This is a genomic window from Azospirillum ramasamyi, from assembly GCF_003233655.1.
Taxonomy (GTDB): domain Bacteria; phylum Pseudomonadota; class Alphaproteobacteria; order Azospirillales; family Azospirillaceae; genus Azospirillum; species Azospirillum ramasamyi.
Map to the genome: position 1 here is coordinate 98,387 of NZ_CP029831.1, position 24,114 is coordinate 122,500.

A 24,114-nucleotide genomic window follows, 5' to 3' on the forward strand; every position below is an offset into this window, starting at 1 on the left:
ATCAACCCATGCGCTCTTTACTGTGCACCATGCTGCTCCTCGCCGCTCCGGCCATGATCGCCGAGCCGGTACTGGCCGAAACCATCTTCGTGTCCAATGAGAAGGACAACGAGATCGCCGTGGTGGACGGCGACAGCCTGCAGATCATCAACAAGATCAAGGTCGGCCGCCGGCCGCGCGGCATCACGCTCAGCGGCGACGGAACCCAGCTCTATGTCTGCGCCGGCGACGACAACCGTGTCGACGTGGTCGACATCGCCAGCGGCAAGGTGGTCCATTCCCTGCCCTCCGGCCCCGATCCGGAGCTGTTCGTCCTCTCCCCCGACGGCAACCGGCTGTATGTCGCCAACGAGGACGACAACATGGTGACCATCATCGACATCCCCAGCCGCAAGGCGATCGGCAACATCCAGGTCGGGGTGGAGCCGGAAGGCATGGGGATCAGCCCCGACGGCAAGCTCCTGGTCAACACCTCCGAAACCACCAACATGGCGCATTTCATCGACACCGAGAAACGCGCCGTGATCGGCAACGTTCTGGTCGACAGCCGGCCGCGCGTTGCCCAATTCAGCGGCGACGGCAAGCATGTCTGGGTGTCCAGCGAGATCGGCGGCACGGTCAGCGTCATCGACGCGGCGACCCGCAAGATGGTCAAGAAGATCGGCTTCGAAGTCACCGGCGTCCGGCGCGAGGCCATCCAGGCGGTCGGCATCCAGATGACCAGCGACGGCAAGCGCGCCTTCGTGGCGCTCGGCCCCGCCAACCGGATCGCCGAGATCGACACCGGAACCTTCGAGGTGAAGCGCTATTTCCTGGTCGGCCAGCGCGTCTGGAACCTCGCCTTCTCGCCCGACGAAAAGCGGCTCTACACCACCAACGGCATCAGCAACGACCTGTCGGTGATCGATCTGGAGCGCAACCGGGTGATCAAGAGCATTCCCGTCGGCGGCGCGCCCTGGGGGGTCGTGGTCAAGCCCTGACGGGTGACGGAAGGGGGGCGCCGCATTCGGGAGAGGGACGGCGGCGTTTCATCTCCGAAGCCCTGCTCCCCTTTCGGTCTCCCCTTGTGGGAGAGGATCGTCGGCTGCATGGCGGTACCACGGAACCGGCAGCCGCAGCGTCCGGTTGAAGGAACAGGCCGGGTGCGGCGGCGGCTGTCGGCGACGGCCCGGCCCTAGGGAGGTGTAATCATGACAATGAAGCTCTCCAACGGACCGGTCCGTACCCTGGCCTGTGCAGCCGTGGTCGGTGCCGGCATCCTCGGCGCGGCGGCGCTGTCAACTTCGGCCTCGGCCCAATCCACCAACGGCACCAACACCCAGAACGCCCCGGCGGCGGCCAGCGGACAATTGCCGTCGGACTCGCTGCCCGGCCAGCGCCAGGGCGCCATCGGCGGCGCTCCGGTGCCGCAGGGCAGTTCCGGTACCACAGGCGGTTCTGCCAACGGTTCTGCCGCGGGCTCGACCACCGGGGGCGGCGGCGCTGCGCCGACCGGACAGTTGCCCGATACCTCGCTCCCGCAGCAGCGGCAGGGCACCATCGGCGGTGCCCCGGTGACGCAGGGCGGGTCGGGCGGCACCGCCGGCTCGACCGACAAGCAAGGACAGCAGTGACGCCATCCCGAAGACCGATCGCAGCCGCCGCAAAGATGGGGTAACAACCACCGAACGGTCAGCCTTCCCAGTCGATATTGGTGCGGCATGAAGGCGGCGGCTGCGATTCTAAGGTACTCCAGACCTCTTTTGTGAGTTTGTTGCGCAAACAAACAAACTGCATAATGTCCGCCGTGACCGACGCCGGAACTCTCGGCCGATCCAGACGCCGCGTTACCGGCAACCCGACTGGATCGAGTTGGCAGAATCGAACTGGCCGGCGACCGCATGACTGCGATGGTCCTTCTTCGGCTATCCTTCCGCGGCGATCCTCCTGCGGCGGTCCTCCAATGATTTTCAAGAACATGGGAGAAAACGGCGATGGGCATGTGGCAGGGGTCATCCCCGAAAATCAATCGCGTGCTGGTGGGTGAGTCGCTGGTCGGCGACGGGAACGAGGTTGCCCACATCGACCTGATCATGGGGCCGCGCGGCAGTGCCGCCGAAACCGCCTTCTGCAACGCGCTGACCAACAACAAGGACGGTTTCACCAGCCTGCTGGCGGTCATCGCCCCCAACCTGCAGTGCAAGCCCTCGACCATCCTGTTCAACAAGGTCACGATCAAAGGCGCCGAGCAGGCGGTCCAGATGTTCGGCCCGGCCCAGCACGGCGTCGCCAAGGCGGTGGCCGACTGCGTGGCCGAAGGCACCATCCCGCAGGACGAGATCGACAACATCTTCATCTGCGTCGGCGTCTTCATCCACTGGGAGGCGAAGGACAACGCCAAGATCCAGGACTACAACTACCGTGCCACCAAGGAGGCCATCGAGCGCGCGGTGTCCGGCTATCCCACCGCCAAGGATCTGATGAGCCAGAAGGATGTCGCGAAGCATCCATTCGCCGCCTGATCGTTCACAAGGATCCGTTCTCTGTGAAAGCCCCTCTTCCCTCGCGGGAAAGGGGCTTTCGTCATGGGTGAAAGTCGATGCCACCTTCAGCCCTGCTTGAGCGGAGCAGCGGACAAAGGACCGAATACCTTCCGCCGTAGAATGATTCCGCCTTTACCATTGCGCGGCCAAGGCTGGCCGGACACCGGCGCGGAATCGCTGAGGATATTTGGCTCAAAGGAAGACTCAATACGAGATTGCACCATTTCAGCGCTTAAGACGTTGAATTATTCCAGTTCCAAAGAAGTACGGCCGCGCAGTTCATTTCGCATCGCACAAAGAACTAGCCTAAATTCTCAATTCCCTCCCCATTCGGGTAATGGCCGGGCATGGACATCAGCGGTACCATTTCCTAATGGGCTTCATGGCAATCATGCCGGTTCGCCCATTCCAGCGGAGGAAACGGACATGAAAACCTGGCGCAAACCGAAGACCGCCGAAATCCGGGTCGGAACGGAAATCAACGCCTACGCCTGCGCCGGCCTGTAACCGGCACGGAACCTTCCCACTCAAGAAGAAACCTTCACTTCGGCCACTCAGGCCGGCTGCGGCTCGAAATGGGCGAAGAACTGCCCGGTGCCGTCCGGCGCGCAGGCGTCGTAATGCAGCGCGCAGAGCCGCAGCCGCCCGGCATCGCCCAGTTCCGGCCCGGCCAGCATGCTATGGAAGCTCTCACCGCCGAGCAGCCGGTGGACGCTCGTCAGGTACAGGCGCGACAGCCTGCGGTCCCGCAGCATGGTGTCGAGCATCCGCGGTCCCGTCAGCAGATAGACGCTGCGCAGCCCTTGCCGGCCGAGTTCATCGGCCAGGGCCCCGCCTTCCACCGACGCTCCCGCCCCCGCGACCAGCACCTCATGGCCGGCGGCGCGCCACCGCGCCACACGTTCGGCCGGCGCCGCGGCACCAGTGGCGATGACGACACGCTGGCCATGCCGGGCCGGGGAGTCCGGCATCGGAAAATCCAGGCTGGCGCTGGCGATGACCAGGGCCGGTTGGGGCGCCAGGCCGTTGTCGGCCCGCCATCGCGCGAGATCCCGCGTCGCCTCCTGCGTTCCCACCTGCAGCACATCGTCCAGTCGGCCGGCCGCCAGATCGCGCAGATAGCCGCCATGGGTGACCATGCAGTCCGCCTGCGCCTGGAGTTCCAGGAACAGCCGGAAATCGTTGCCGCTGACCAGCCCGGCGGGCAGCCGGCTTTCCCCGGTGGCAGGGTCGCGCAGGGCGATGCGCCCGTCCAGGCTGACGACGAAGCTGGCATAGACGAAGGGCGCCCCGGCGCTCCCCCGCTCGTGCAGGCGGTGGGCGAGATAGGCGCCGTCGAGCGCGATCTCCTCCGGCGGGCCGGGGAACAGCCGCAGCATGTCGGCGGTCATTGCGGCCCGTGCGATGCGGCAGCCTCGACGCGGGCGAGGAAATCCGCCGCCAGCGCGTCGGCGATGTCGGCTTCGCTCACAGTTTGAAGCCCCTGCCATGCGGGCATCGAATTCACCTCCAGCACCAGCCACCGCCCGTCGTCATGGGGGGCGGCAATCAGATCGACCCCGGCATAGTCGGCGCCCACCACCGCCGCGGCACGCACCGCCAGCTCGGCCACCACGCCGTCCGGCGCCAGGGCCTCGCAGCGTCCGCCCTGATGGACGTTGGTGATCCAGCTGCGGCCGTGACGGATCATCGCCGCCACCGCGCGCCCTCCCACCACGAAGACCCGGCAGTCGCGCCATTCGCCGTCGCGGCGCGGCGGCACGAACGGCTGCAGGTAATAGACGCCGCCCACCGCCTCGGGCTCCGGCACGTCGTCCGGGTGCGGCAGCCGGCGCAGTCCGCGCCCCTGGGCGCCGAACAACGGCTTCAGCACGCAGCCGGGCCAAGACTCCGCCACCGCGCGGGCGGTCGCGCCGTCCTGCACGGCGACGGCGGGCGGCGTCGGCACCCCGGCCTGGGCCAGCCGGAAGCTGGTGGTGCTCTTGTCCACGCAGGCCTCGATGGCGCGGGCGGTGTTGTAGACGGGAACCCCCAGCCGGTCGAGCGCGTGAAGCACCCCCAGCCGCAGCGTCACCTGCTCGAAGCTGCCCTGCCCGACCACCCGCACGAAGGCCCCCGCCGGCAGCGCATCGCCGAATCCCGGCAGCAGAAGCCCCGTCGCCGTCCGCCCGACGGCGAAACCGCAGGCGCTCAGCGGGACGCGGCGGCATTCGACGCCGCGGCGCGTCATCGCCTGTTCCAGCCTTGCCGCATGCCAGTCGGCACCATCGGTGAACAGGGCAACCGCGCCGCTCATGCCGCCTCCGCCAGGACATGCCGCCGGAAAAGCTCCCGCGCGCGCCGGCCGGCAAGGCGGCGGGCCTCCACCGGTTTGGCGGCGTCCGCCAGAACCGTGCAGATCGGCGCGCCCGCCGGGATATGGGCCGGCGTATGGGGACGGTCGGCGGTCCAGTCCGGCCAGCGCATGGAGCCGTCCAGCAGAACGGGCGCCCGCGCGTAGACGACCATGGCGGTGCGGCAGTCGGCCAAGGGCGGCAGAACTCGCGGCAGATCCCCGGCGCAGGCGGCCATGTGCAGGCCCAGCAGGCCGGGCATCGGTGGACGGTCGAACAGGTCGAGCGTCGCCCCCGGCCGCGGGTTGATCTCCAGCAGGCACCAGCCGCCCGGTCCGGCCAGGAAATCGGCGCTGTTGAGCCCGACCAGCCCGACCTCCGCAACGATGCGCGAGACGGCAGCAATCATGGACGCGGCAACGCCTTCGCACTGCGGCCGCACCGGCAGCGGGCCGACCGCGCCGCCATAGCGAAAGGGCTGCCCTGATGCCGGTGCCGTCCACTGCCGGCTGAACCCCACCGGCACCACCCGCCGGCCATCGGCCAGGAACAGCAGGGACACCGGACGCCCCGACATGCGGCGCTGCAGGTAATGTCCCGCCGGAACCCGCCGGCCAGCCGGCCGGATGTGGCCGCCGCCGCAGGCTCCGGCGCGCTTCATCAGCCATCCGCGGCCGTCTTCCTGCGTCGAGTCGGCGATCTCGGGATGAGGGATGCCGAGGCGGGCGAGCAGTGCGGCGAAGGCGAACGGATCCTTCAGCGTCGCCACCACTCCGGCGCCGTTGCCGAGGACCGGTCGGTCGCGCGCCAGCGCCGCCAGCAGTTCCGGCCTGTCCTCGAACCCGGCGCCATAGACCAGCGGCACCCCGCGCAGGTCGTGCGCCGCCAGGGCATGCCGCAGCGCCGGGCCGGGAAGACGCAGCCGCCGCGAGACCAGGGCGAGGCAGCGGTCGGCCATGGCCGCGGTGTCCGCGTCGGCGAACAGGTCGAGGGCGGTGACGCGCAGCCCGCAGCGGCGCGCGCCGGCCGCCAGGGAGCGCGCCGACAGCGCCACCACCAGCACGTCACTCTTCGGGAGTATTGTCGGGGTCAAGCTCACGTCCCGGCACGAAAGTGCCTTGAACATTCATCAGTAATGCTGACAATCATGTAATAAAGCTATCTTTGCAATCACCCTTCCGAACAACGGCGTGTGCCGCCCTTCCGGCGCCCATTCGGGTGGAGACGGGGGTACGGCCTGGGGGAAGACAGGATGTTCGAGGCCGTGGTTCTTCCGGAGTCCCCGTCGACTCCCGCCATCCACGAATCCGCCGCCGGGGCCGTGGCCGCCCTGGCCGTTGAGGATCTGAGCCACAGCTTCGGCAAGCGCGTGGCGCTGGACCATGTGTCCTTCACCGTGCCGCCGGCCGGCTTCACCATGCTGTTGGGGCTGAACGGCGCGGGAAAGACCACGCTGTTCTCGCTGATCACCCGGCTCTATTCCAGCCGCAGCGGCGACATCCGCATCTTCGGCTTCGACCTGCGGCGCCAGCCGACCCGCGCGCTGGAGCGCATCGGCGTGGTGTTCCAGCAGCCGACGCTCGACCTCGACCTCTCCGTCCGGCAGAACCTGCGCTACCATGGCGGCCTGCACGGCATGCGGCCATCGGACTGCGAAGCCCGCGCGCGGGAGGAACTGGCCCGCATCGGCCTGTCCGACCGCGCCGACGACAAGGTGCGCGCCCTGTCCGGCGGGCAGCGCCGCCGGGTGGAGATCGCCCGCGCCCTGCTGCACCGCCCGAGCCTTCTGCTTCTCGACGAGCCGACCGTCGGGCTCGACGTGGACTCGCGCCGCCACATCCTCGCCCATGTCCGCGCGCTCTGCCGCGATCAGGGTCTCGCCGTTCTGTGGGCCACCCATATGCTGGACGAGGCGGAGGAGGAGGATTCCGTCGTCGTGCTGCACCAGGGCCGTCTGCGCGCCTCCGGCAGCGTCCGCGCGGTCTGCGCCGAAACCGGCACGGCAGCCCTGCCCGCCGCCTTCGCCGCCCTGACGGCGGGGGAGCGCCGGCCATGAGCGCCGCCACCTACTGGTACTGCCTGCGCAGCATCATTCTGCGCGAGGGCCTGCGCTTCCTGCACCAGCGCGAGCGCTTCTTCGCCGCACTGGTCCGGCCGCTGGTTTGGCTGGCGATCTTCGCCGTCGGCTTCCGCGCGGTACTGGGCGTGTCGATCATTCCGCCCTACGAGACCTACATCCTCTACGACGAATATGTCGTGCCCGGCCTGGTCGCGATGATCCAGCTGTTCAACGGCATGCAGAACTCCCTGTCGATGGTTTACGACCGCGAGATGGGCAGCATGCGGACGCTGCTGGTCAGCCCGCTGCCGCGCTGGTACCTGCTGGTCGCCAAGCTGCTGGCCGGGGTGACGGTGTCGATCGTGCAGGTCTATGTCTTCCTCGGCATCGCATGGCTGTGGGGGGTGGAGCCGCCGCCGCTCGGCTATCTCGCCGTCCTGCCGGCCCTGGTGCTGAGCGGCCTGATGCTGGGGGCGCTGGGCCTGCTCCTGTCGTCCTTCGTCAAGCAGTTGGAGAATTTCGCCGGAGTGATGAACTTCGTCATCTTCCCGATGTTCTTCGCCTCCTCCGCCCTCTACCCGCTCTGGCGCATCCGGGAAGGCAGCCCGACCCTGTACCTGATCGCCGCCTACAATCCCTTCACCCAGGCGGTGGAGTTGATCCGCTTCAGCCTGTATCTCCGAGTCGACATCACGGCCCTGCTGTCGGTGGCCGGTTGCCTCGCGCTGTTCCTCGGCGCCGCGGTGCTGGCCTATGATCCGGGCCGCGGTTTCTGGGCAAGACGGGGCGGACCGGCGGAACAGGCCTGATCGCGGACGCGCCGAGCCGATCATATCTGACCTTCGAGTTACCGCCTTTGGTTTGATCCGCCCACTATTTAGCTTTGCTCCAAAACTTTCGAACGGCAGTGGAAAATAATCTTCCCAGCCTATCTTTATTTGACCAGACTGACTGTCAGCATCACCAACATAATGCGGGGCAGTTTAGAACCCCGCCAAGGGCCGTGCTCCAGCACTCGATACCGGCACACCTGCAATGCCGGACTCATTGGGAATCGGGATTTCGGGTGCCGCTGCACCCCCGACGCCGCCTGATCGAAATCACGCGCTACCGATGGAGGGAGGCCGCCCTCTCACCAAGACCGCTTCACCGACACCATCGCCTGTCGCCGTGCAGTCCCTGGGACCATGGACCAAGCCCCATAAAAACGGGAGGAATCAGATGAACCCCTTTGTGCGCTGTCTGCTCGTCACCGCCGCGATCCAGGCGGCCACCGCCACGGTCGCTTACGCCAACGAAGACACCCTGAAGAATCAGAAGGATCCTGCCAACTGGGCGATGCAGCTCGGCAACTATGCCGGCCAGCGCTACAGCACGCTCGACCAGATCAACCGCGACAACGTGAAGAATCTCAGGCCGGTCTGGCAGTTCTCCACCGGTGTGCTGCGCGGGCACGAGGGTGGTCCCGTGGTGATCGGCGACACGATGTACATCTCCACGCCCTTCCCCAACATCGTCTATGCGCTGGACCTGAACGACAACGGCCGCATCAAGTGGAAGTACGAACCCAAGCAGGATTCGTCCGTCATTCCCGTGATGTGCTGCGACACCGTCACCCGCGGCGTCGCGGTGGCCGGCGACAAGGTCTTCCTGGGTCAGGCCGACAACACGCTGGTGGCGCTGGACGCGCAGACCGGCAAGGTCCTGTGGTCGGCCAAGAACGGCGACGCCAGCAAGGGCGAGACGCTGACCGCGGCCCCCATGGTCGTTAAGGACAAGGTCTATGTCGGCATCAGCGGCGGCGAGTTCGGCGTCCGCGGGCACCTGACGGCCTACGACACCAACACCGGCAAGATGGTGTGGCGGGCCTATTCGACCGGTCCCGACAAGGACGTGATGATCGACCCGCAGAAGACGCTGATGATGGGCAAGCCGATCGGCGAGCCTGATCTCGGCATCAAGACCTGGCCGGCGGACCAGTGGAAGATCGGCGGCGGCACCACCTGGGGCTGGTACACCTACGACCCCGAGCTGAACCTGATCTATTACGGCACCGGCAACCCCGGCACCTGGAATCCGACGCAGCGCGCCGTCGACAAGGACCGGGCCAAGAGCGACAACAAGTGGTCGATGACCATCTTCGCCCGCGATGCCGACACCGGACAGGCGAAATGGGTGTTCCAGAAGACGCCGTTCGACGAGTGGGACTATGACGGCGTGAACGAGAACATCCTGGCCGACATCAACATCGGCGGCCAGCCGCGCAAGGTCCTGATCAACATGGACCGCAACGGCTTCGGCTATACGCTCGACCGCAACACCGGCGAGCTTCTCGTCGCGAAGAAGTTCGATCCGACCGTCAACTGGGCATCCGAGATCGACATGACGACCGGCCGGCCCAAGGTCGTCGACGCCTACAGCACCTTCGTCCAGGGCGAGGACACCAACGCCACCGGCATCTGCCCGGCGGCGCTCGGATCGAAGGACCAGCAGCCGGCCTCCTATTCGCCGGACAGCGGCCTGCTCTATGTGCCGACCAACCACATCTGCATGGATTACGAGCCGTTCAAGGTGGAGTATTCGGCCGGCCAGCCCTATGTCGGCGCGACGCTCAGCATGTATCCGGCCCCGAATTCGCACGGCGGCATGGGCAACTTCATCGCCTGGGACCCGGCGGTCGGCAAGATCGTCTGGTCGAAGCCGGAACGCTTCGCGGTATGGAGCGGCGCCCTGACGACCAAGGGCGGCGTCGGCTTCTACGGCACGCTGGAAGGCTTCCTGAAGGCCTTCGACCTGCGTGACGGCAAGGATCTCTACAACTTCAAGACGTCGTCCGGCATCATCGGCAACGTCAACACCTACACGCACAAGGGCAAGCAGTACATCGCCGTGCTGTCGGGTGTGGGCGGCTGGGCCGGCATCGGGCTGGCCGCCGGGCTGACCGGCGAACAGGAGGGCCTGGGCGCCGTCGGCGCGCACAAGTCGCTGGGCGAATACACCCAGCTCGGCGGCACGCTGACCGTCTTCGCCCTCCCGGACAACCAGTGAACCAGTGACGGCCAAGGCTTGGCGCCGGACCGGAAAGGAACCGGCGCCAAGCCCTTCCATGCTGATGGAAAGACACGAACAAAGGCAGTGGGGAGAGACAGTGTGATGCCCAGATACCTGATCGGGCTGTGCGCCGCGGTTGGGTTCACCGCCACGGTGACCCTCGGCAGCGCGTTCGGCCAGCAGGATGCCGCACAGAAGCCGGCGCAGAACGACTCGACACAGAACCAGCCGACCCAAAGCCAGCCGGCCCAAAGCCAGTCCGCTCAGGCACCGGCCCAGGCACCGTCATCGGGCGGAAGCCCGCCGCAGGAAGCGAAGGTCGCCGAGCCCGAGGAACTGGTGGACGACGAAGGGGTGCCGCTCTATGCCGTGCGGGACGGCAAGGTGGACCAGGGAACCTACAACGGCTACCGGCGCTACGCCTCGGCCTGCCATGTCTGCCACGGACCGGACGGGCTTGGATCGACCTTCGCCCCGGCCCTGACCGACTCGCTGAAGCGAATTGATTACTGGCAGTTCGCCGAGGTGGTGACCAACGGCCGCACCAACAAGGGCGGCGCCACCGGCGACCGGGTGATGCCCACCTTCGGCACCGATCCCAACGTGATGACCAACCTCGCCGACATCTACCGCTATCTGAAGGCGCGGTCCGACGAGAAGATCGGCCGCGGCCGGCCCGAGCGGTACAAATCGGCATCGTGAGTCCGTCATGAACCGCGGACCCGTCCTTTCCCTGATGCTGGCCGCCGCGCTCTGTGCGGCGGCACCCGCCGGCCGACCGGCCTTTGCGGCGGAAGGCATCCCGACGGAGGTGCTGCGCGTCTGCGCCGACGCCAGCCTGCTTCCCTTCTCCAACGACCGGCAGGAGGGTTTCGAGAACCGCATCGCCAAACTGATCGCCGACGAGCTGAAGGTGCCGCTGACCTTCACCTGGTGGCCGCAGACCATCGGTTTCGTCCGCAACACGCTGCGCACCCGGCAATGCGACCTGGTGATGGGGACGGCGGTCGGCGAAGAGCTGATGCAGAACACCAACCCCTATTACCGCTCCACCTACGCGCTGATCTACCGCAAGGATTCCGGGATCACGGCCAGGACGCTGGCCGATCCGTCGCTGCAGGGCGCCCGCATCGGCGTCGTCGCCCGCACGCCGCCCTCCGCGGTGATGCTCCGCCACGGGCTGACCAACCTGGAGCCCTACCAGCTCGACACCGACACGCGCACCCACCACCCGGCCCAGCAGGCGGTGGAGGACGTCGCGGCTGCCCGCACCGACGCCGCCATCGTCTGGGGCCCCATCGCCGGCTTCTTCGCCGCCCGGCAGTCCGTGCCGCTGGCGGTCGTGCCGCTGAAGGACGAACCGGGCGTTGCGCCGTTCCAGTACATGATCTCCATGGGCATCCGGCCGGACGAGCCGGACTGGCGCCACTGGCTGAACGACTTCATCGTCCGCCGCCAGGACGACATCGACCGCATCCTTGCCGAGTACCATGTCCCGCTCGCCAATGCAGACGGGTCGATCCGGGCTGCGGCGGCAGACTCAGCTGTGGACAAGGCGGCAGTGTCCGAGCCGGACGGCTACCGCATGACCGACTACCGCGCCCCCACCCCGCCGGCCCTGCGCGGCGCCGAGACGGTGGGGCCGGAGGAGGTCGAGCGGCTGGCGAAGGCCGGCGCAGTGCTGGTGGACGTTCTGCCCACGCCGCCAATGCCGGAGGGGTTGGCGGCGGGCAGCCGTTGGGTGCCGCCGCCGCATCGCAGCCTTCCGGGAGCCCACTGGCTGCCGAATGTCGGCTACGGCGCGCCATCCGCCGAGCAGGAGGCCTATTTCCGCACCAGCCTGGAGGCGCTGACCGCGGGCGACCGCAAGCGTCCGCTGGTGGTGTTCTGCCAGCCGGATTGCTGGATGAGCTGGAACGCCGCCAAACGGGCGCTGGCGCTGGGCTATCAGGCGGTCAAATGGTACCCGGCCGGCACCGAGGGCTGGACGGCGGCGGGCCGCGAACTCGTCACGGTCGAACCCGAACCGGCGCCGGGGAAACCGCCCGAAGCCAAGGCGGCGAACTGAGTGCAGTCCTCAGGACAGAAGCGCCGACAGCATGCGCGCGATCTGGCCGAGCCGCTGTTCGATGCGGGCGGGCTGCTCGCATACCGCGGTCTGCGACCGGCGGCGGTCGTCGAGGATGCGGCGGTCCCAGGCGATGGCGGCCTTGATCTCCTGCGTACGGGCAGCGTCGCCCGACGCGGCATCGAGGTCGCGCAAGGCGGCGGCGATCCGCTCGCGCAGGGCGCGCTGGTGCTGGGCATAGCGCTCGATGGACGCGATGGCGGCGGAGCGCTGACGATCCAGGGTCTGGAACGCCCCGGCGAAGACCAGCGCCAGCTTGCGGTCATGCTCCTGCTCCGCGCCCGTCTGCACCGGGCCGGCCAGCGCGTTCGCTTCCCCTTCGAGGCTGGCGGGGTCGATGCTGTCGTCGGCCGCGCGCCGGACCAGGGTGGCGATGGCGGCATCCCTCTGCCACTCGTCCCCCAGCCCGTCGATCGACGGACCATCCCAGACCGAAGCCGCCGACAGGGCCGGGACCAGAACCTGCGGACAGGGCCAGTCGGGATTCTTCGAATCCAGAGAAGCCGGCTGGGCCGCCGCAAGGGCGGGCGAGCCTGCGATCAGCGCCACGGCCAGGGCAGCAGCGGAGATGGAAGAAATTCGATGCATACCGAGAATGATGGCAACACCAACGATCCGGTGCAATCGGAACCGTTGCGCAAAAGGGGAAGCCCGATGGATCATGCGGGGAGGAGGATCGGAGCCGCTATGATCGCAGGGTTCGCCCTCGGTCTGGCGCTGGGCTTCACGGGCGCGGGAGCCGCATCGGCGCGGACGCTGGTGCTCGATCTGGAGCTTGAGGACAGCAGCGGCGAACCCCAGTCGGCCGAGCATGCGGAGCGTCTGAAACGGGTCAGCGCGGAGCTGCGCCGGGCGCTGGACGCCAAGGGCTATGACGTGATCGACGACGCCACCACGGCGGGGCTGGTGCCGCCGGGGACGCGGATCCTGACCTGCAACGGCTGCGAGACCGACATCGCCCGTGCCGCCGGCGCCGATCTGGTCGTGTTCGGCGTGGTCCGCAAGGTCAGCAGCCTGATCCTGTGGATCGCCGTGGCGGTCGAGGATGTCGGCACCGGCCGCGAGGTGACGACGGTGCGCGGCGACATCCGCGGCGACAATGCCGCCTCCTGGTCGCGCGGCGTCGCCTGGCTGGTCGAGCACCGGCTGGCCGAACATGCGCCGGCCAAGCGGTGAATATGACGGCTCTAAGAAGTACAGGCGGCGGGGAGGCCCCAGACGATGCCGGACGATTCGCAGAGCGGTTACAGCACCATCATGAACGTCCTGCGGCCACCGCCCGCCCGCGCCGTCACGCGCCGTTACGACCTCGTGCTGCGCGATTATGTCGGGGATTTCCACATCGGCGTCTGGGACCACGAGAAGACCCGCACCCAGCGCGTGCGCGTCAGCCTGACGGTGACGGTCGAGGTGCCGAACCGGCCCTTCGTCGACGATCTCGACGCTGTCGTCTCCTACGAGTACCTGATCCAGGGTGTCGAGGCCTTCACGCGCAGCCCCCACATCCAACTGCTTGAGGTTCTGGCCGAAAAGCTGCTTGCCCTTTGCCTGTCGCCGCCGCAGGCGGTTTTCGCACGGGTACAGGTGGAAAAGCTGGAGATCGTCCCGCAGGCGGCCGGCGTCGGCGTGGTGCTGACCGGCGCGCGGGACCATTCGCAATGACCGGGGCCGCGATCTGGGTCGTGAAGCTGGGCGGCAGCCTGTGGAACGGCCCTGCCCTGCGCCCGTGGCTCGCCGCGCTGGCGGCGGAGCGGGCGCGGCGCATCGTCATCGTTCCCGGCGGCGGTCCCTTCGCCGATGCCGTCCGCGATGCGCAGCCGGTGCTGGGCTATGGCGCATCCGCGGCGCACCGGATGGCGATCCTGGGCATGGAACAATATGGGCTGGCGCTGCTCGACCTCGAACAGGCGCTGCAGCCGGCGCGAACGGCCGCCGGCATCACGGAGGCAAGCGGGACGACGGTGTGGCTGCCGGCGGCCCTGTCGGGCGACGCCGATGTGGAGGAGAACTGGGACGTCACCTCCGACACGCTGGCGGCATGGCTCGCCGAACGGCTGGAGGCGGAGCGGCTGGTGCTGGTGAAGTCGGCGCCGCTGCCGCCGGGGACGGCGGATGCGCGGGCGCTGGCGCGGGCCGGCGTGATCGACCCGGTCCTGCCCGGACACATGGAACGGCTGTCGGCGGAGGTCCGCTGCGTCGGCCGGGACGACCTGCCGCTTTTCGTCGCGGAACTGCGCGGCGGTCCGCCGGCCGGCACCCGGCTGTGGCTGGAGCGGGAACGGGAGGCGGCATGGCCCGGCACATCCTCTTCCTGACCGGCTCCCTGGCGGAGGACCGGCTGCGTCAGGTGCTGGACTCGCTCGCCCCCCTGCCCTTCGAGGCGACCATCGTCAATCTCGGCGTCAAGGTCGCGGCGCTCGCCACCACGGAAATCGTGCTGCGGCGGCTGGACTCCGCGCGGGGCGCCGACCTGATCCTGCTGCCGGGCCGGTTCCGCGGCGATCTCGCCGCCCTCGCCGCCCATTTTGGCACGGCGGTGGAACGCGGCCCCGATGAATTGGAGGATTTGCCCCAGTATTTCCAGCGGCAGGCCCGCCCCCTCGACCTCAGCCGGCACGACACCCGCATCTTCGCCGAGATCGTGGACGCACCGTCACGCGACACCGCCGCCATCCTCGCCAAGGCCGCGGAGCTTCGCGCCGACGGCGCCGACGTCATCGACCTCGGCTGCCTGCCCGACACCCGCTTTCCCCATCTGGAGGAGGCCATCGGCGCGCTGCACGACGCCGGCTTCACCGTCAGCGTCGATTCCCTGAACGCCGACGAGTTGCGCCGCGCCAACCGGGCCGGGGCGGACTATCTGCTCAGCCTGACGGAGGGGACGCTCCACCTCGCCGACGAGGGCGATGCGGTGCCCGTGCTGATCCCGACCACGCCGCCGGATCTCGACAGCCTGGACCGCGCCGTCGATGCCATGGTCCGCCGCAACCGGCGCTTTCTGGTCGATCCCATCCTCGAACCGATCCACCACGGCTTCACCGACTCCCTGCTGCGCTACCGCACCGTGCGGGAGCGCTGGCCCGACGCCGAGATCCTGATGGGCATCGGCAATGTGACCGAACTGACCGACGCCGACACCTCGGGCATCACCGCCGTGCTGATGGGGGTGGTGTCCGAACTGCGCATCGGCAACGTGCTGGCGGTGCAGGTCAGCCCGCATTGCCGCCGCGCCATCCGCGAGTTCGACGCGGCGCGGCGCCAGTTCTTCGCCGCCCGCGCGGCCCACAGCATGCCGCGCGGCTTCGGCAGCGGCCTGCTGTGCCTGCGCGACCGACGGCCCTTCGTCCGCGACGCCGAACAGATCGCCGCGACCGCGGCGCAGATCCGCGACCCCAATTACCGGGTGGAGGTCAGCACCGAAGGCATCCATCTCTACAACCGCGACGGCCACCACCGCGCCACCGATCCCTTCGACCTGTTTCCGAAGCTCGATCTGGGAACCGACACCGGCCATGCCTTTTATCTGGGGGTGGAACTGGCGCGGGCGCAGATCGCGTGGCAGCTCGGCAAGCGCTATGTCCAGGACAACGAATTGCGTTGGGGCGTGGCGACCGACGAGCCGAAGGACGACCCCACCGGCTTCCACGCCATCGGCCCGACCAAGCGAGGCGGCTGACCCATGCCGATGATCCGCGAGACCATCATCACCACCACCGGCGCCGACGGGCAGCCCCATGTGGCGCCGATGGGCGTGACGGTGGAGCCGGCCGGCGACGAGGAACGCTTCATCCTGGCCCCGTTCCGGCCGTCGCGGACGCTGGACAACCTGTTCGCCCGCCGCTGCGCCGTCGTCAACCACACCGAGGACGTCCGGGTCTTCGCCGGCTGCATCAGCCGGCGGCGGCGCGACTGGCCGACCGTCCCGGCGGAGCGGATCGACGCCCCCCGGCTTGCCGGCTGCCTGTCGCATGAGGAAATCGTGGTGGCCGAGGTGGAGGACGATCCGATCCGCCCACGCTTCCACTGCCGCACCGTCCATGCCGCCGGCCATGCCCGCTTCCGCGGCCACAACCGGGCGCAGGCGGCGGTGATCGAAGCGGCCATTCTGGTCAGCCGGCTGCACATGCTGCCCGCCGACAAGATCGACCGGGAGATCGAGTACCTGTCCATCGCCATCGGCAAGACCGCCGGCCCGCATGAACTGGAGGCCTGGGGCTGGCTGATCGACCGCATCGCGGCCCACCGAAGGGGAGAGGCGTCATGACCGGATGGCTGGCCAGCGTCGCCAATCCGGCGGAAATCCCCCTGCTCCTGCCGGCGGCGCCCGGCATCCTGGACCTGAAGGACCCCTCTGCCGGGGCGCTGGGGGCATGGGCGGCGGATGACATCGCCGCGACGATGCGCGCACTGGCGGCCCTGCCCGGGCGCCCGTGGCTGAGCGCCACCATCGGCGACCACCCGATGCGGCCCGAAGCGGTGGAACCGGCGGCCCGCCGGATCGCCGCGACCGGCGTGGATTTCGTCAAGATCGGCTTCGCGCCGGATGGAGCGCCCGACCGCTGCATCGATGCCCTGGCCCCGCTGGCGGCGGAGGGGGTGCAAATGGTCGCCGTGCTGTTCGCCGACCTCTGGCCGCCGGATCCCGGCTGCCTGCCCATCGACCGGCTCGCCGCCGCCGGCTTTCGCGGGGCGATGCTGGACACCGCCGGCAAGCGCCACGGGCTGCGCCGCCACTGGGACGATGCCCAGCTGTCCAACTTCGTGTGCTGCACGCGGGCGCACAATCTGCTGACCGGGCTGGCCGGGTCGCTGCGTGTTGCAGACATCCCGGCCCTCTCGGCCCTGTCGCCCGATTACCTCGGATTCCGCGGCGCGCTCTGCGGCGGGGAGCGCACCGCGGGTATCGACCCGCAGGCGGTGGCGCGGGTCGCCACCGCCTTTGCCGGTCTTCCCGACCTTACTCCGCAGCCTCGGCCATCTGCGCCTTCTCGATCTTGATCGCGCAGTATTTGAACTCCGGGATCTTGCCGAAGGGATCGAGCTGCGGGTTGGTCAGCACATTCGCCGCCGCTTCCGCGTAGGCGAAGGGGATGAAGACCAGACCGACCGGCATGCGGTCGTCGATGCGGGCCTTCAGCCGGATGGTGCCGCGGCGGCTCGACACCAGCATGAAGTCGCCGGTGCGCAGGCCCGCGCGGGTCAGGTCGTGCGGAGAGACATAGGCGACCGCCTCCGGCTCCACCGCGTCCAGCACGTTCGACCGCCGGGTCATCGACCCCGTGTGCCAGTGCTCCAGCTGGCGGCCGGTGGTGAGCACCAGCGGGTAGTCGAGGTCGGGCGTCTCCGCCGGGTTGATCGGACGCGCCGGCACGAAGCGCCCGCGGCCGGACCTGGTGGGGAAGCCGTTGCCGAAGACGATGTCGTGGCCGGGCTGGTCCGGCCCGTCCACCGGATAGGTGACGGAGCCTTCGCGCTCCACCCGCTCCCAGGTGATGTTGGCGAGGGACGGCATGGCGCCGACCATCTCCGCGAACACCTCCGACACATGGGTGTAGTTCCAGTTCAGGCCCAGCCCGCGCGCCATGTCCTGGATGATCCACAGATCCTGGCGCGCCTCGCCCGGCAGCGGCACCGCCGCGCGGCCCATCTGGACCTGCCGGTTGGTGTTGATGACGGTGCCGTCCTTCTCCGGCCAGGCGGAGGCCGGCAGCACGACGTCGGCGTATTTGGCCGTCTCGGTCAGGAAGATGTCCTGCACCACCAGATGGTCGAGCATGGCCAGCGCCTCGCGGGCGTGGGTCACGTCGGGATCGGACATCGCCGGGTTCTCGCCCTCGATGTAGAGACCCTTGATCCGGCCGTCATGGATGGCGTCCATGATCTCGACCACCGTCAGGCCGCGCTTGCCGTCCAGCTTGGCGCCCCAGTAATTCTCGTAGAAGGACTGGACCTCCGGATCCTCGACCGACTTATAGTCGGGGTAGAACATCGGGATCAGGCCGGCGTCGGACGCGCCCTGGACGTTGTTCTGGCCGCGCAGCGGGTGCAGGCCGGTGCCGGGGCGGCCGATCTGGCCGGTGACCAGCGACAGCGCGATCAGGCAGCGGCTGTTGTCGGTGCCGTGGATGTGCTGCGACACGCCCATGCCCCAGAAGATGATCGACGCCTTCGACCGGGCGAACAGCCGCGCCACCTCGCGCAGCTTGGCGGCGGGGATGCCGCAGACCTTCTCCATCTCCTCCGGCGGGTAGTCCTTCACCGTCTCGGCCAGCGCCTCGAAATCCTCGGTGTTGGCCTGGACATACTGGCGGTCGTACAACTCCTCCGCGATGATGGTGTGGAGGATGGCGTTCAGCATCGACACGTCGCGGCCCGGCGTGAACTGCAGCATGTGCGTGGCGTGACGCGCCATGGCGAGTCCGCGCGGATCCATGACGATCAGCTTCGCACCGCGCTCCGCCGCGTTCTTGAAGAAGGTCGCGGCGACGGGGTGGTTCTCCGTCGGGTTGGCGCCGATGATGACGATGACCTCGGCATCCTCCGCCGCCATGAAGGGAGCCGACACCGCCCCCGACCCGACGCCCTCGATCAGCGCCGCCACCGAGGAGGCGTGGCAGAGCCGCGTGCAGTGGTCGACGTTGTTGGTGCCGAAACCGGTGCGCACCAGCTTCTGGAACAGGTACGCCTCTTCGTTCGAGCCCTTGGCCGACCCGAAGCCGGCCAGCGCGTTGCCGCCGCGCTCGTCACGGATCTTGCGCAGGCCCCCCGCCGCGACCGACAGCGCCTCTTCCCAGGTCGCTTCGCGGAAATGGGTGAAGGGGTTCATCGGGTCGATGTCGACGTCGTGCTTGGACACGCCTTCCTTGCGGATCAGCGGCACGGTCAGCCGGTCGCCGTGATGGGCGTAGTCGAAGCCGAAGCGGCCCTTGACGCACAGGCGGTTCTGGTTCGACGGACCGTCGCGGCCATCGACGGCGACGATCTTGTTGTCCTTGATCTTGTAGGTCAGTTGGCAGCCGACGCCGCAATAGGGGCAGACGGAGTCGACTTCGCGGTCGGGCGCGTTGGTGTAGACGCCCTTCTCGTCGACCATGGTCGCCGGCATCAGGGCGCCGGTCGGGCAGGCCTGCACGCATTCGCCGCAGGCGACGCAGGTGGACTGCCCCATCGGGTCGTCGAAATCGAAGACGATCTTTTCCAGATGCCCGCGCGCCGCCATGCCGATGACGTCGTTGACCTGGACCTCGCGGCAGGCGCGGACGCACAGGTTGCAGTGGATGCAGGCGTCGAGCTGGACCGCCATCGCCGGGTGCGACATGTCGTCGGTCTTGTTCGGCCGGTCCACCGTGGGGAAGCGGCTGTCAGCGATCTCGACCTTGTCGGCCCAGTTCCAGAAGGTGGAGTTGGGGTCGTGCGCGGTCTCGCGCGCCGGCTGGTCGGCCAGCAGCAGTTCGAAGACCAGCTTGCGCGACGCCTTGGCCCGCTCCGACGCGGTGCGCACGGTCATGCCGGGCTTGGGCTTGCGGATGCAGGAGGCGGCGAGCACGCGCTCCCCCTCGATCTCCACCATGCAGGCGCGGCAATTGCCGTCGGGGCGGTAGCCCGGCTCCGGCCGGTGGCAGAGATGCGGGATCTCCGAGCCCAGGCGCGTGGCGACCTGCCAGATCGTTTCGCCTTGGCGTGCCTCGACCTCGGTGCCGTCCAGGGTGAAAGTGATGCCGTTGGACATGTCGGTCTCCTTACCCCTGCAACCCGGCCGCGCCCTGGGCCGAGCCCTGACGCGACACGAAGTCCTCACGGAAATGCTTCATCACGAGCTTGATCGGGTTCATCGCCGCCTGACCCAGGCCGCAGATCGACGCATCGCCCATGACGGTGGCGAGCGCCTTCAGCAACTCCTCGTCCCATTCGGGTTCGCTGATCAGGCGCACGGCCTTCTCGGTTCCGACCCGGCAGGGGGTGCATTGGCCGCAGCTCTCATCCTCGAAGAACTTCAGCAGGTTGAGCGCCACGTCGCGCATGTTGTCCTTGTCGGACAGCACGACGACGGCGGCCGAGCCGATGAAGGAGCCGTGCGGTTCCAGCGTGCCGAAATCGAGCGGGATGTTCGCCATCGACGCCGGCAGGATGCCGCCGGACGGGCCGCCGGGCAGATAGCCCTTAAGCGTGTGCCCCTCGGCCATGCCGCCGCAATACTGGTCGACCAGCTCCTGCAGGGTGATGCCGGCCGGAGCCAGCTTGACCCCCGGCTCCTTGACCCGGCCGGAGACCGAGAAGGTGCGCAGCCCCTTGCGCCCGTTCATGCCGTGGCTGGCGAACCACGCCCCGCCCTTCTCCAGGATCTCGCGGACCCAGAACACCGTCTCGATGTTGTTGATCAGGGTCGGGCGGCCGAACAGGCCGACGACCGACGGGAAGGGCGGCTTGTGCCGGGGCAGGCCGCGCTTACCCTCGATGCTTTCCAGCATCGCCGATTCCTCGCCGCAGATATAGGCGCCGGCGCCGCGGCGGAGATGGATGCGGGTGTGGCGGGCGAGGCCGGCGGCCTCCACCTTGGGGATCTCGCGCAGCAGGATTTCCCGGCATTGCGGGTATTCGTCGCGCAGGTAGATGTAGACGTCCGTCGCCTCGACCGTCCAGGCGCCGATCAGCATCCCTTCCAGGAAGCGGTGCGGGTCGCGCTCCAGATGGAAGCGGTCCTTGAATGTGCCGGGCTCGCCCTCGTCACCGTTGATCGCCATCATGCGCGGTCCCGGCTCCGCCCGGACATAGCGCCATTTCAGGCCGGTGGGGAAGCCTGCGCCGCCCATGCCGCGGATGCTGGAATCCTCCAGCATCTTCAGCACGGCATCGACGTCGCGCGCTCCATCCAGGCATTCGGCCAGCATCTTGTAGCCGCCGCCGCGGATATAGTCGTCGAAGCCCAGATAGTCGGGAATGACCGGGTGGACATGGCCGTGGGCGACGGCGTCGAGCACGCTCTCGACGGTCGCGTTCTCATGCGGGGCATGGCCGATCGCCACGACGGGCGCGTTGTTGCAGCCACCCATGCAGGGGGCGCGTACGACGCGGACTTCGCTTTCGTCGACGCCTGCCTTCAGCGCCTCGTGCAGCTGTTCGGCGCCGGCGAGCGCGCAGCTCAGCGAATCGCACACGCGGATGGTCAGCTTCGGCGGCGCCGGCTCATCGTCCATCACGATGTCGAAATGGGCGTAGAAGGACGCCACTTCGAACACCTCGACCAGCGCCAGCTTCATCTCCTTCGCCAGGGCGGCGAGGTGACGGGCATGCAGGCAGCCGTAATGGTCCTGTAGCAGGTGGAGATGCTCGATCAGCAGGTCCGCCTGACGGGAGCGGTCGCCGAGAAGCGCCCGAACCTCATCATGGCTGACGGGATCGACCTGACGGCCCTTCTGCTGATCGCGCGTCTTGCGGCGACCGGAGCCGGGATGGATGCTGCGGGCGGGAACGCCGCCCGGCGGCTTTGCGCTGATGATCGGAGCGCTGATGTTCGGAGGGAATGCGGTCACGGCGTTTCTGGCCTCTGCTGGATGGTCCGCGCTTCTGGGTGTCGCGATCCGAGTTCCTGGTGTCTCGTATACCAGATGCCACGGTAACGCATCCTTTGCTGAATGTCAGCATTCTAAATCATCATTGGCGCCGTCCGGCTGGGAATGTCGGATGGTGGGATGGCGAACACGGCGAATGGCCTCCCTCCAACGCCAACCCACGGGACGGCGTCGTCAACAAATGAGGGCAGGCGCGCGAAATCAAGGGCTTATTCGTGTCGGGCGGCAGTCGGTTCACCACCTCAGCGTCGGCGAACCCAACCCTCGCCCTCGTCGCGCCGGCAATCCGGCGATCCGACGATCCGACGATCCGACGGGCGGATTGCATCACCGAACCAGATGCCCAAACCGGAGATTCGAAAAGGACGATCCGAACGCAAAAAAGCCCCGGCTGATGAGAGCCGGGGCGTTTCGGATGCGTGTGTCGATGCCTGCGGATTTGCTTTGGTTTTTGGCGTCTCTTGAGCCTGAGTGACCTGGCGGCGACCTACTCTCCCACGTCTTAAGACGCAGTACCATTGGCGCGGAGGCTTTTCACGGCCGAGTTCGGGATGGGATCGGGTGTTTGACACCTCGCCATGACCACCAGGTCACCAAGGCTCAAGACCGACGCTTTTCCCAAAGCGTATCGCGGGTTCAGTGCAAGTGAGGTCGAGGATGTATCGAACTGCGGTGCGTGCGTCAAGCAGGCTTGCTGCTGCGCATGGCGCGGTTTGTGGGGTGAGATCAAGCCGATCGAGCGATTAGTAAGGCTTAGCTTCAGGCGTTGCCGCCCGTCCACATGCCTCCTATCGACGTGATGGTCTGTCACGGCTCTCAAGGGAGCTCTGGTTTAGAGGTGGGTTTCCCGCTTAGATGCTTTCAGCGGTTATCCCGTCCATACTTAGCTACCCGGCCATGCCACTGGCGTGACAACCGGTGCACCAGAGGTATGTCCATCCCGGTCCTCTCGTACTAGGGACAGATCCTCGCAAAACTCCGACACCCACGGCAGATAGGGACCGAACTGTCTCACGACGTTCTAAACCCAGCTCACGTACCACTTTAATCGGCGAACAGCCGAACCCTTGGGACCTGCTCCAGCCCCAGGATGTGATGAGCCGACATCGAGGTGCCAAACGACTCCGTCGATATGGACTCTTGGGAGTCATCAGCCTGTTATCCCCGGCGTACCTTTTATCCGTTGAGCGATGGCCCGTCCACGTGGAGCCACCGGATCACTATGGCCGACTTTCGTCTCTGCTCGACTTGTCAGTCTTGCAGTCAGGCGGGCTTATGCCATTGCACTCGACGAGCGATTTCCGACCGCTCTGAGCCCACCATCGCGCGCCTCCGTTACACTTTGGGAGGCGACCGCCCCAGTCAAACTACCCGCCATGCAGGGTCCCGGACCCGGATCACGGGCCACGGTTAGATGCCAGAGACTTCAAGGGTGGTATTTCAAGGTTGGCTCCACCCGGGCTGGCGCCCGGGCTTCCAAGCCTCCCACCTATCCTACACATGAAGTCCCTAGCACCACTGCAAAGCTGTAGTAAAGGTGCACGGGGTCTTTCCGTCTGACCGCGGGAACTCCGCATCTTCACGGAGAGTTCAATTTCGCTGAGTTGGTGTTGGAGACAGCGGGGAAGTCGTTACGCCATTCGTGCAGGTCGGAACTTACCCGACAAGGAATTTCGCTACCTTAGGACCGTTATAGTTACGGCCGCCGTTTACCGGGGCTTCAATTCAAGGCTTGCACCTCTCCTCTTAACCTTCCGGCACCGGGCAGGCGTCAGACCCTATACGTCGCCTTGTGTGGCTTCGCAGAGCCCTGTGTTTTTAGTAAACAGTCGCTACCCCCTGGTCTGTGCCCCCCGCCATGGCTTGCGCCACAACGGGGCCCTCTTCTTCCGAAGTTACGAGGGCAATTTGCCGAGTTCCTTCAACACCATTCTCTCAAGCGCCTGGGTATACTCTACCAGTCCACCTGTGTCGGTTTGGGGTACGGTCTATACGGCGGGGCTGTTTCCTGGAACGGGTCCACAGCATGTCCAATCCGATAAGGACATACACGCTTTCCCATCCGTCACCTCCGCCAGGCCCAGGACTATTAACCTGGTTCCCATCGACTACGCCTTTCGGCCTCGCCTTAGGGGCCGGCTCACCCTGCGTGGATTAACCTTGCGCAGGAACCCTTGGACTTTCGGCGAGAGTGTTTCTCACACTCTTTGTCGCTACTCATGTCAGCATTCTCACTTCCGATACCTCCAGGCGGCCTCACGGACACCCTTCGCAGGCTTACGGAACGCTCCGCTACCACGCGATCTAAAAGATCGCATCCGCAGCTTCGGTACACGGCTTGAGCCCCGATACATTTTCGGCGCAGGCCGGCTTAACTAGACCAGTGAGCTATTACGCTTTCTTTAAAGGATGGCTGCTTCTAAGCCAACCTCCTGGTTGTCATGGCCTTCCC

The 24,114-nt window shown here is 67.3% G+C and carries 21 protein-coding genes and 2 rRNA genes (1 of these 23 running past the window's edge); 15 read left to right on the forward strand and 8 right to left on the reverse strand.

Features of this window, described 5'->3' with window-relative positions:
- The first annotated feature begins 8 nt into the window (after positions 1–8).
- From DM194_RS17120 to pqqA, 4 genes are all read left to right on the forward strand, one after another.
- On the forward strand, positions 9–980 hold the full coding sequence (locus DM194_RS17120) for a PQQ-dependent catabolism-associated beta-propeller protein (RefSeq protein ID WP_111068799.1): 972 nt from the start codon (positions 9–11) through the stop codon (positions 978–980).
- Between the two features lie 210 nt (positions 981–1,190).
- The gene (locus DM194_RS17125) at positions 1,191–1,613 is read left to right on the forward strand and encodes a hypothetical protein (protein ID WP_162630103.1); all 423 of its coding nucleotides are present in this window, start codon (positions 1,191–1,193) and stop codon (positions 1,611–1,613) included.
- A 360-nt stretch (positions 1,614–1,973) separates the two neighbouring features.
- Positions 1,974–2,501, forward strand: coding sequence for a formaldehyde-activating enzyme (fae, locus tag DM194_RS17130; RefSeq protein WP_176581455.1), 528 nt, complete (start codon positions 1,974–1,976; stop codon positions 2,499–2,501).
- A 447-nt stretch (positions 2,502–2,948) separates the two neighbouring features.
- Positions 2,949–3,029, forward strand: a complete 81-nt coding sequence (gene pqqA, locus DM194_RS17135; protein ID WP_111068801.1) for a pyrroloquinoline quinone precursor peptide PqqA — start codon at positions 2,949–2,951, stop codon at positions 3,027–3,029.
- 47 nt (positions 3,030–3,076) lie between these two features.
- Here pqqA and DM194_RS17140 read toward each other — a convergent pair whose 3' ends face one another.
- From DM194_RS17140 to DM194_RS17150, 3 genes are read right to left on the reverse strand one after another with little or no spacing between them, the layout of a single operon-like run.
- Positions 3,077–3,913: a RibD family protein gene (locus DM194_RS17140; RefSeq protein ID WP_111068802.1), complete on the reverse strand. Its 837-nt coding sequence runs from the start codon at positions 3,911–3,913 to the stop codon at positions 3,077–3,079.
- Complete coding sequence (locus DM194_RS17145) at positions 3,910–4,818, reverse strand: RimK family alpha-L-glutamate ligase (RefSeq protein WP_111068803.1); 909 nt, start codon at positions 4,816–4,818, stop codon at positions 3,910–3,912. Before DM194_RS17145 ends, DM194_RS17140 begins: the two co-directional genes overlap by 4 nt.
- Positions 4,815–5,954 carry an ATP-grasp domain-containing protein gene (locus tag DM194_RS17150; protein ID WP_246024430.1) on the reverse strand — a complete coding sequence of 380 codons (1,140 nt, stop codon included), beginning with the start codon at positions 5,952–5,954 and terminating at the stop codon, positions 4,815–4,817. The genes DM194_RS17145 and DM194_RS17150 overlap by 4 nt, the downstream gene beginning before the upstream one ends.
- A 153-nt stretch (positions 5,955–6,107) precedes the next feature.
- Between DM194_RS17150 and DM194_RS17155 the strand changes: the two genes are divergently transcribed.
- The 5 genes from DM194_RS17155 (at position 6,108) to DM194_RS17175 (ending at position 12,033) form a co-directional block, all read left to right on the forward strand.
- A complete protein-coding gene (locus DM194_RS17155; protein ID WP_176581456.1) occupies positions 6,108–6,911 on the forward strand; it encodes an ABC transporter ATP-binding protein in 804 nt (267 codons plus the stop codon).
- A complete protein-coding gene (locus DM194_RS17160) occupies positions 6,908–7,723 on the forward strand; it encodes an ABC transporter permease (RefSeq protein WP_111068805.1) in 816 nt (271 codons plus the stop codon). Before DM194_RS17155 ends, DM194_RS17160 begins: the two co-directional genes overlap by 4 nt.
- A 412-nt stretch (positions 7,724–8,135) precedes the next feature.
- On the forward strand, positions 8,136–9,962 hold the full coding sequence (locus DM194_RS17165; protein WP_111068806.1) for a methanol/ethanol family PQQ-dependent dehydrogenase: 1,827 nt from the start codon (positions 8,136–8,138) through the stop codon (positions 9,960–9,962).
- A 105-nt stretch (positions 9,963–10,067) separates the two neighbouring features.
- Complete coding sequence (locus DM194_RS28750) at positions 10,068–10,667, forward strand: c-type cytochrome (RefSeq protein ID WP_246024431.1); 600 nt, start codon at positions 10,068–10,070, stop codon at positions 10,665–10,667.
- A 7-nt stretch (positions 10,668–10,674) separates the two neighbouring features.
- On the forward strand, positions 10,675–12,033 hold the full coding sequence (locus DM194_RS17175) for a quinoprotein dehydrogenase-associated putative ABC transporter substrate-binding protein (RefSeq protein ID WP_111068807.1): 1,359 nt from the start codon (positions 10,675–10,677) through the stop codon (positions 12,031–12,033).
- A gap of 9 nt (positions 12,034–12,042) precedes the next feature.
- Here DM194_RS17175 and DM194_RS17180 read toward each other — a convergent pair whose 3' ends face one another.
- Positions 12,043–12,642, reverse strand: coding sequence for a hypothetical protein (locus tag DM194_RS17180; protein ID WP_246024432.1), 600 nt, complete (start codon positions 12,640–12,642; stop codon positions 12,043–12,045).
- A 138-nt stretch (positions 12,643–12,780) separates the two neighbouring features.
- Here DM194_RS17180 and DM194_RS17185 point away from each other — a divergent pair, with 138 nt between their 5' ends.
- Genes DM194_RS17185 through DM194_RS17210 form a run of 6 tightly spaced genes read left to right on the forward strand, consistent with a single transcriptional unit; the run spans position 12,781 to position 17,091 of the window.
- Positions 12,781–13,269 carry a DUF3280 domain-containing protein gene (locus DM194_RS17185; RefSeq protein ID WP_111068808.1) on the forward strand — a complete coding sequence of 163 codons (489 nt, stop codon included), beginning with the start codon at positions 12,781–12,783 and terminating at the stop codon, positions 13,267–13,269.
- A 45-nt stretch (positions 13,270–13,314) separates the two neighbouring features.
- A complete protein-coding gene (locus DM194_RS17190) occupies positions 13,315–13,755 on the forward strand; it encodes a dihydroneopterin aldolase (protein ID WP_111068809.1) in 441 nt (146 codons plus the stop codon).
- Positions 13,752–14,408 (forward strand): amino acid kinase family protein, encoded by a 657-nt coding sequence (locus DM194_RS17195; protein ID WP_111068810.1) that lies wholly within the window; start codon positions 13,752–13,754, stop codon positions 14,406–14,408. Before DM194_RS17190 ends, DM194_RS17195 begins: the two co-directional genes overlap by 4 nt.
- On the forward strand, positions 14,384–15,769 hold the full coding sequence (locus tag DM194_RS17200) for a DUF6513 domain-containing protein (RefSeq protein WP_111068811.1): 1,386 nt from the start codon (positions 14,384–14,386) through the stop codon (positions 15,767–15,769). The genes DM194_RS17195 and DM194_RS17200 overlap by 25 nt, the downstream gene beginning before the upstream one ends.
- A gap of 9 nt (positions 15,770–15,778) precedes the next feature.
- Positions 15,779–16,357, forward strand: a complete 579-nt coding sequence (locus tag DM194_RS17205) for a DUF447 domain-containing protein (RefSeq protein WP_111069203.1) — start codon at positions 15,779–15,781, stop codon at positions 16,355–16,357.
- Positions 16,354–17,091, forward strand: coding sequence for a (5-formylfuran-3-yl)methyl phosphate synthase (locus DM194_RS17210; protein ID WP_111068812.1), 738 nt, complete (start codon positions 16,354–16,356; stop codon positions 17,089–17,091). The genes DM194_RS17205 and DM194_RS17210 overlap by 4 nt, the downstream gene beginning before the upstream one ends.
- Here DM194_RS17210 and fdhF read toward each other — a convergent pair.
- The 4 genes from fdhF to DM194_RS17230 all read right to left on the reverse strand — a co-directional run.
- Positions 17,051–19,822, reverse strand: a complete 2,772-nt coding sequence (gene fdhF, locus DM194_RS17215) for a formate dehydrogenase subunit alpha (RefSeq protein ID WP_111068813.1) — start codon at positions 19,820–19,822, stop codon at positions 17,051–17,053. The two genes, DM194_RS17210 and fdhF, sit on opposite strands and share 41 nt — an antisense overlap.
- A gap of 10 nt (positions 19,823–19,832) precedes the next feature.
- A complete protein-coding gene (locus DM194_RS17220) occupies positions 19,833–21,587 on the reverse strand; it encodes an NAD(P)H-dependent oxidoreductase subunit E (RefSeq protein ID WP_111069204.1) in 1,755 nt (584 codons plus the stop codon).
- A gap of 549 nt (positions 21,588–22,136) precedes the next feature.
- Positions 22,137–22,252 (reverse strand): 5S ribosomal RNA (gene rrf, locus DM194_RS17225).
- 132 nt (positions 22,253–22,384) lie between these two features.
- Positions 22,385–24,114: ribosomal RNA gene (locus tag DM194_RS17230) — 23S ribosomal RNA — on the reverse strand (it continues 1,017 nt past the right edge of the window).

Bases quoted from the DNA above. Each gene is read 5' to 3' on its own strand.
- fae (WP_176581455.1), top strand. From the start codon at position 1,974: ATGGGCATGTGGCAGGGGTCATCCCCGAAAATCAATCGCGTGCTGGTG.
- DM194_RS17175 (WP_111068807.1), top strand. From the start codon at position 10,675: ATGAACCGCGGACCCGTCCTTTCCCTGATGCTGGCCGCCGCGCTCTGT.
- pqqA (WP_111068801.1), top strand. From the start codon at position 2,949: ATGAAAACCTGGCGCAAACCGAAGACCGCCGAAATCCGGGTCGGAACG.
- DM194_RS17160 (WP_111068805.1), top strand. From the start codon at position 6,908: ATGAGCGCCGCCACCTACTGGTACTGCCTGCGCAGCATCATTCTGCGC.
- DM194_RS17190 (WP_111068809.1), top strand. From the start codon at position 13,315: ATGCCGGACGATTCGCAGAGCGGTTACAGCACCATCATGAACGTCCTG.
- DM194_RS17195 (WP_111068810.1), top strand. From the start codon at position 13,752: ATGACCGGGGCCGCGATCTGGGTCGTGAAGCTGGGCGGCAGCCTGTGG.
- DM194_RS17205 (WP_111069203.1), top strand. From the start codon at position 15,779: ATGATCCGCGAGACCATCATCACCACCACCGGCGCCGACGGGCAGCCC.
- DM194_RS17145 (WP_111068803.1), bottom strand. From the start codon at position 4,818: ATGAGCGGCGCGGTTGCCCTGTTCACCGATGGTGCCGACTGGCATGCG.
- DM194_RS17185 (WP_111068808.1), top strand. From the start codon at position 12,781: ATGATCGCAGGGTTCGCCCTCGGTCTGGCGCTGGGCTTCACGGGCGCG.
- DM194_RS17120 (WP_111068799.1), top strand. From the start codon at position 9: ATGCGCTCTTTACTGTGCACCATGCTGCTCCTCGCCGCTCCGGCCATG.
- DM194_RS17210 (WP_111068812.1), top strand. From the start codon at position 16,354: ATGACCGGATGGCTGGCCAGCGTCGCCAATCCGGCGGAAATCCCCCTG.
- DM194_RS28750 (WP_246024431.1), top strand. From the start codon at position 10,068: ATGCCCAGATACCTGATCGGGCTGTGCGCCGCGGTTGGGTTCACCGCC.
- fdhF (WP_111068813.1), bottom strand. From the start codon at position 19,822: ATGTCCAACGGCATCACTTTCACCCTGGACGGCACCGAGGTCGAGGCA.
- DM194_RS17140 (WP_111068802.1), bottom strand. From the start codon at position 3,913: ATGACCGCCGACATGCTGCGGCTGTTCCCCGGCCCGCCGGAGGAGATC.
- DM194_RS17165 (WP_111068806.1), top strand. From the start codon at position 8,136: ATGAACCCCTTTGTGCGCTGTCTGCTCGTCACCGCCGCGATCCAGGCG.
- DM194_RS17125 (WP_162630103.1), top strand. From the start codon at position 1,191: ATGACAATGAAGCTCTCCAACGGACCGGTCCGTACCCTGGCCTGTGCA.
- DM194_RS17155 (WP_176581456.1), top strand. From the start codon at position 6,108: ATGTTCGAGGCCGTGGTTCTTCCGGAGTCCCCGTCGACTCCCGCCATC.
- DM194_RS17200 (WP_111068811.1), top strand. From the start codon at position 14,384: ATGGCCCGGCACATCCTCTTCCTGACCGGCTCCCTGGCGGAGGACCGG.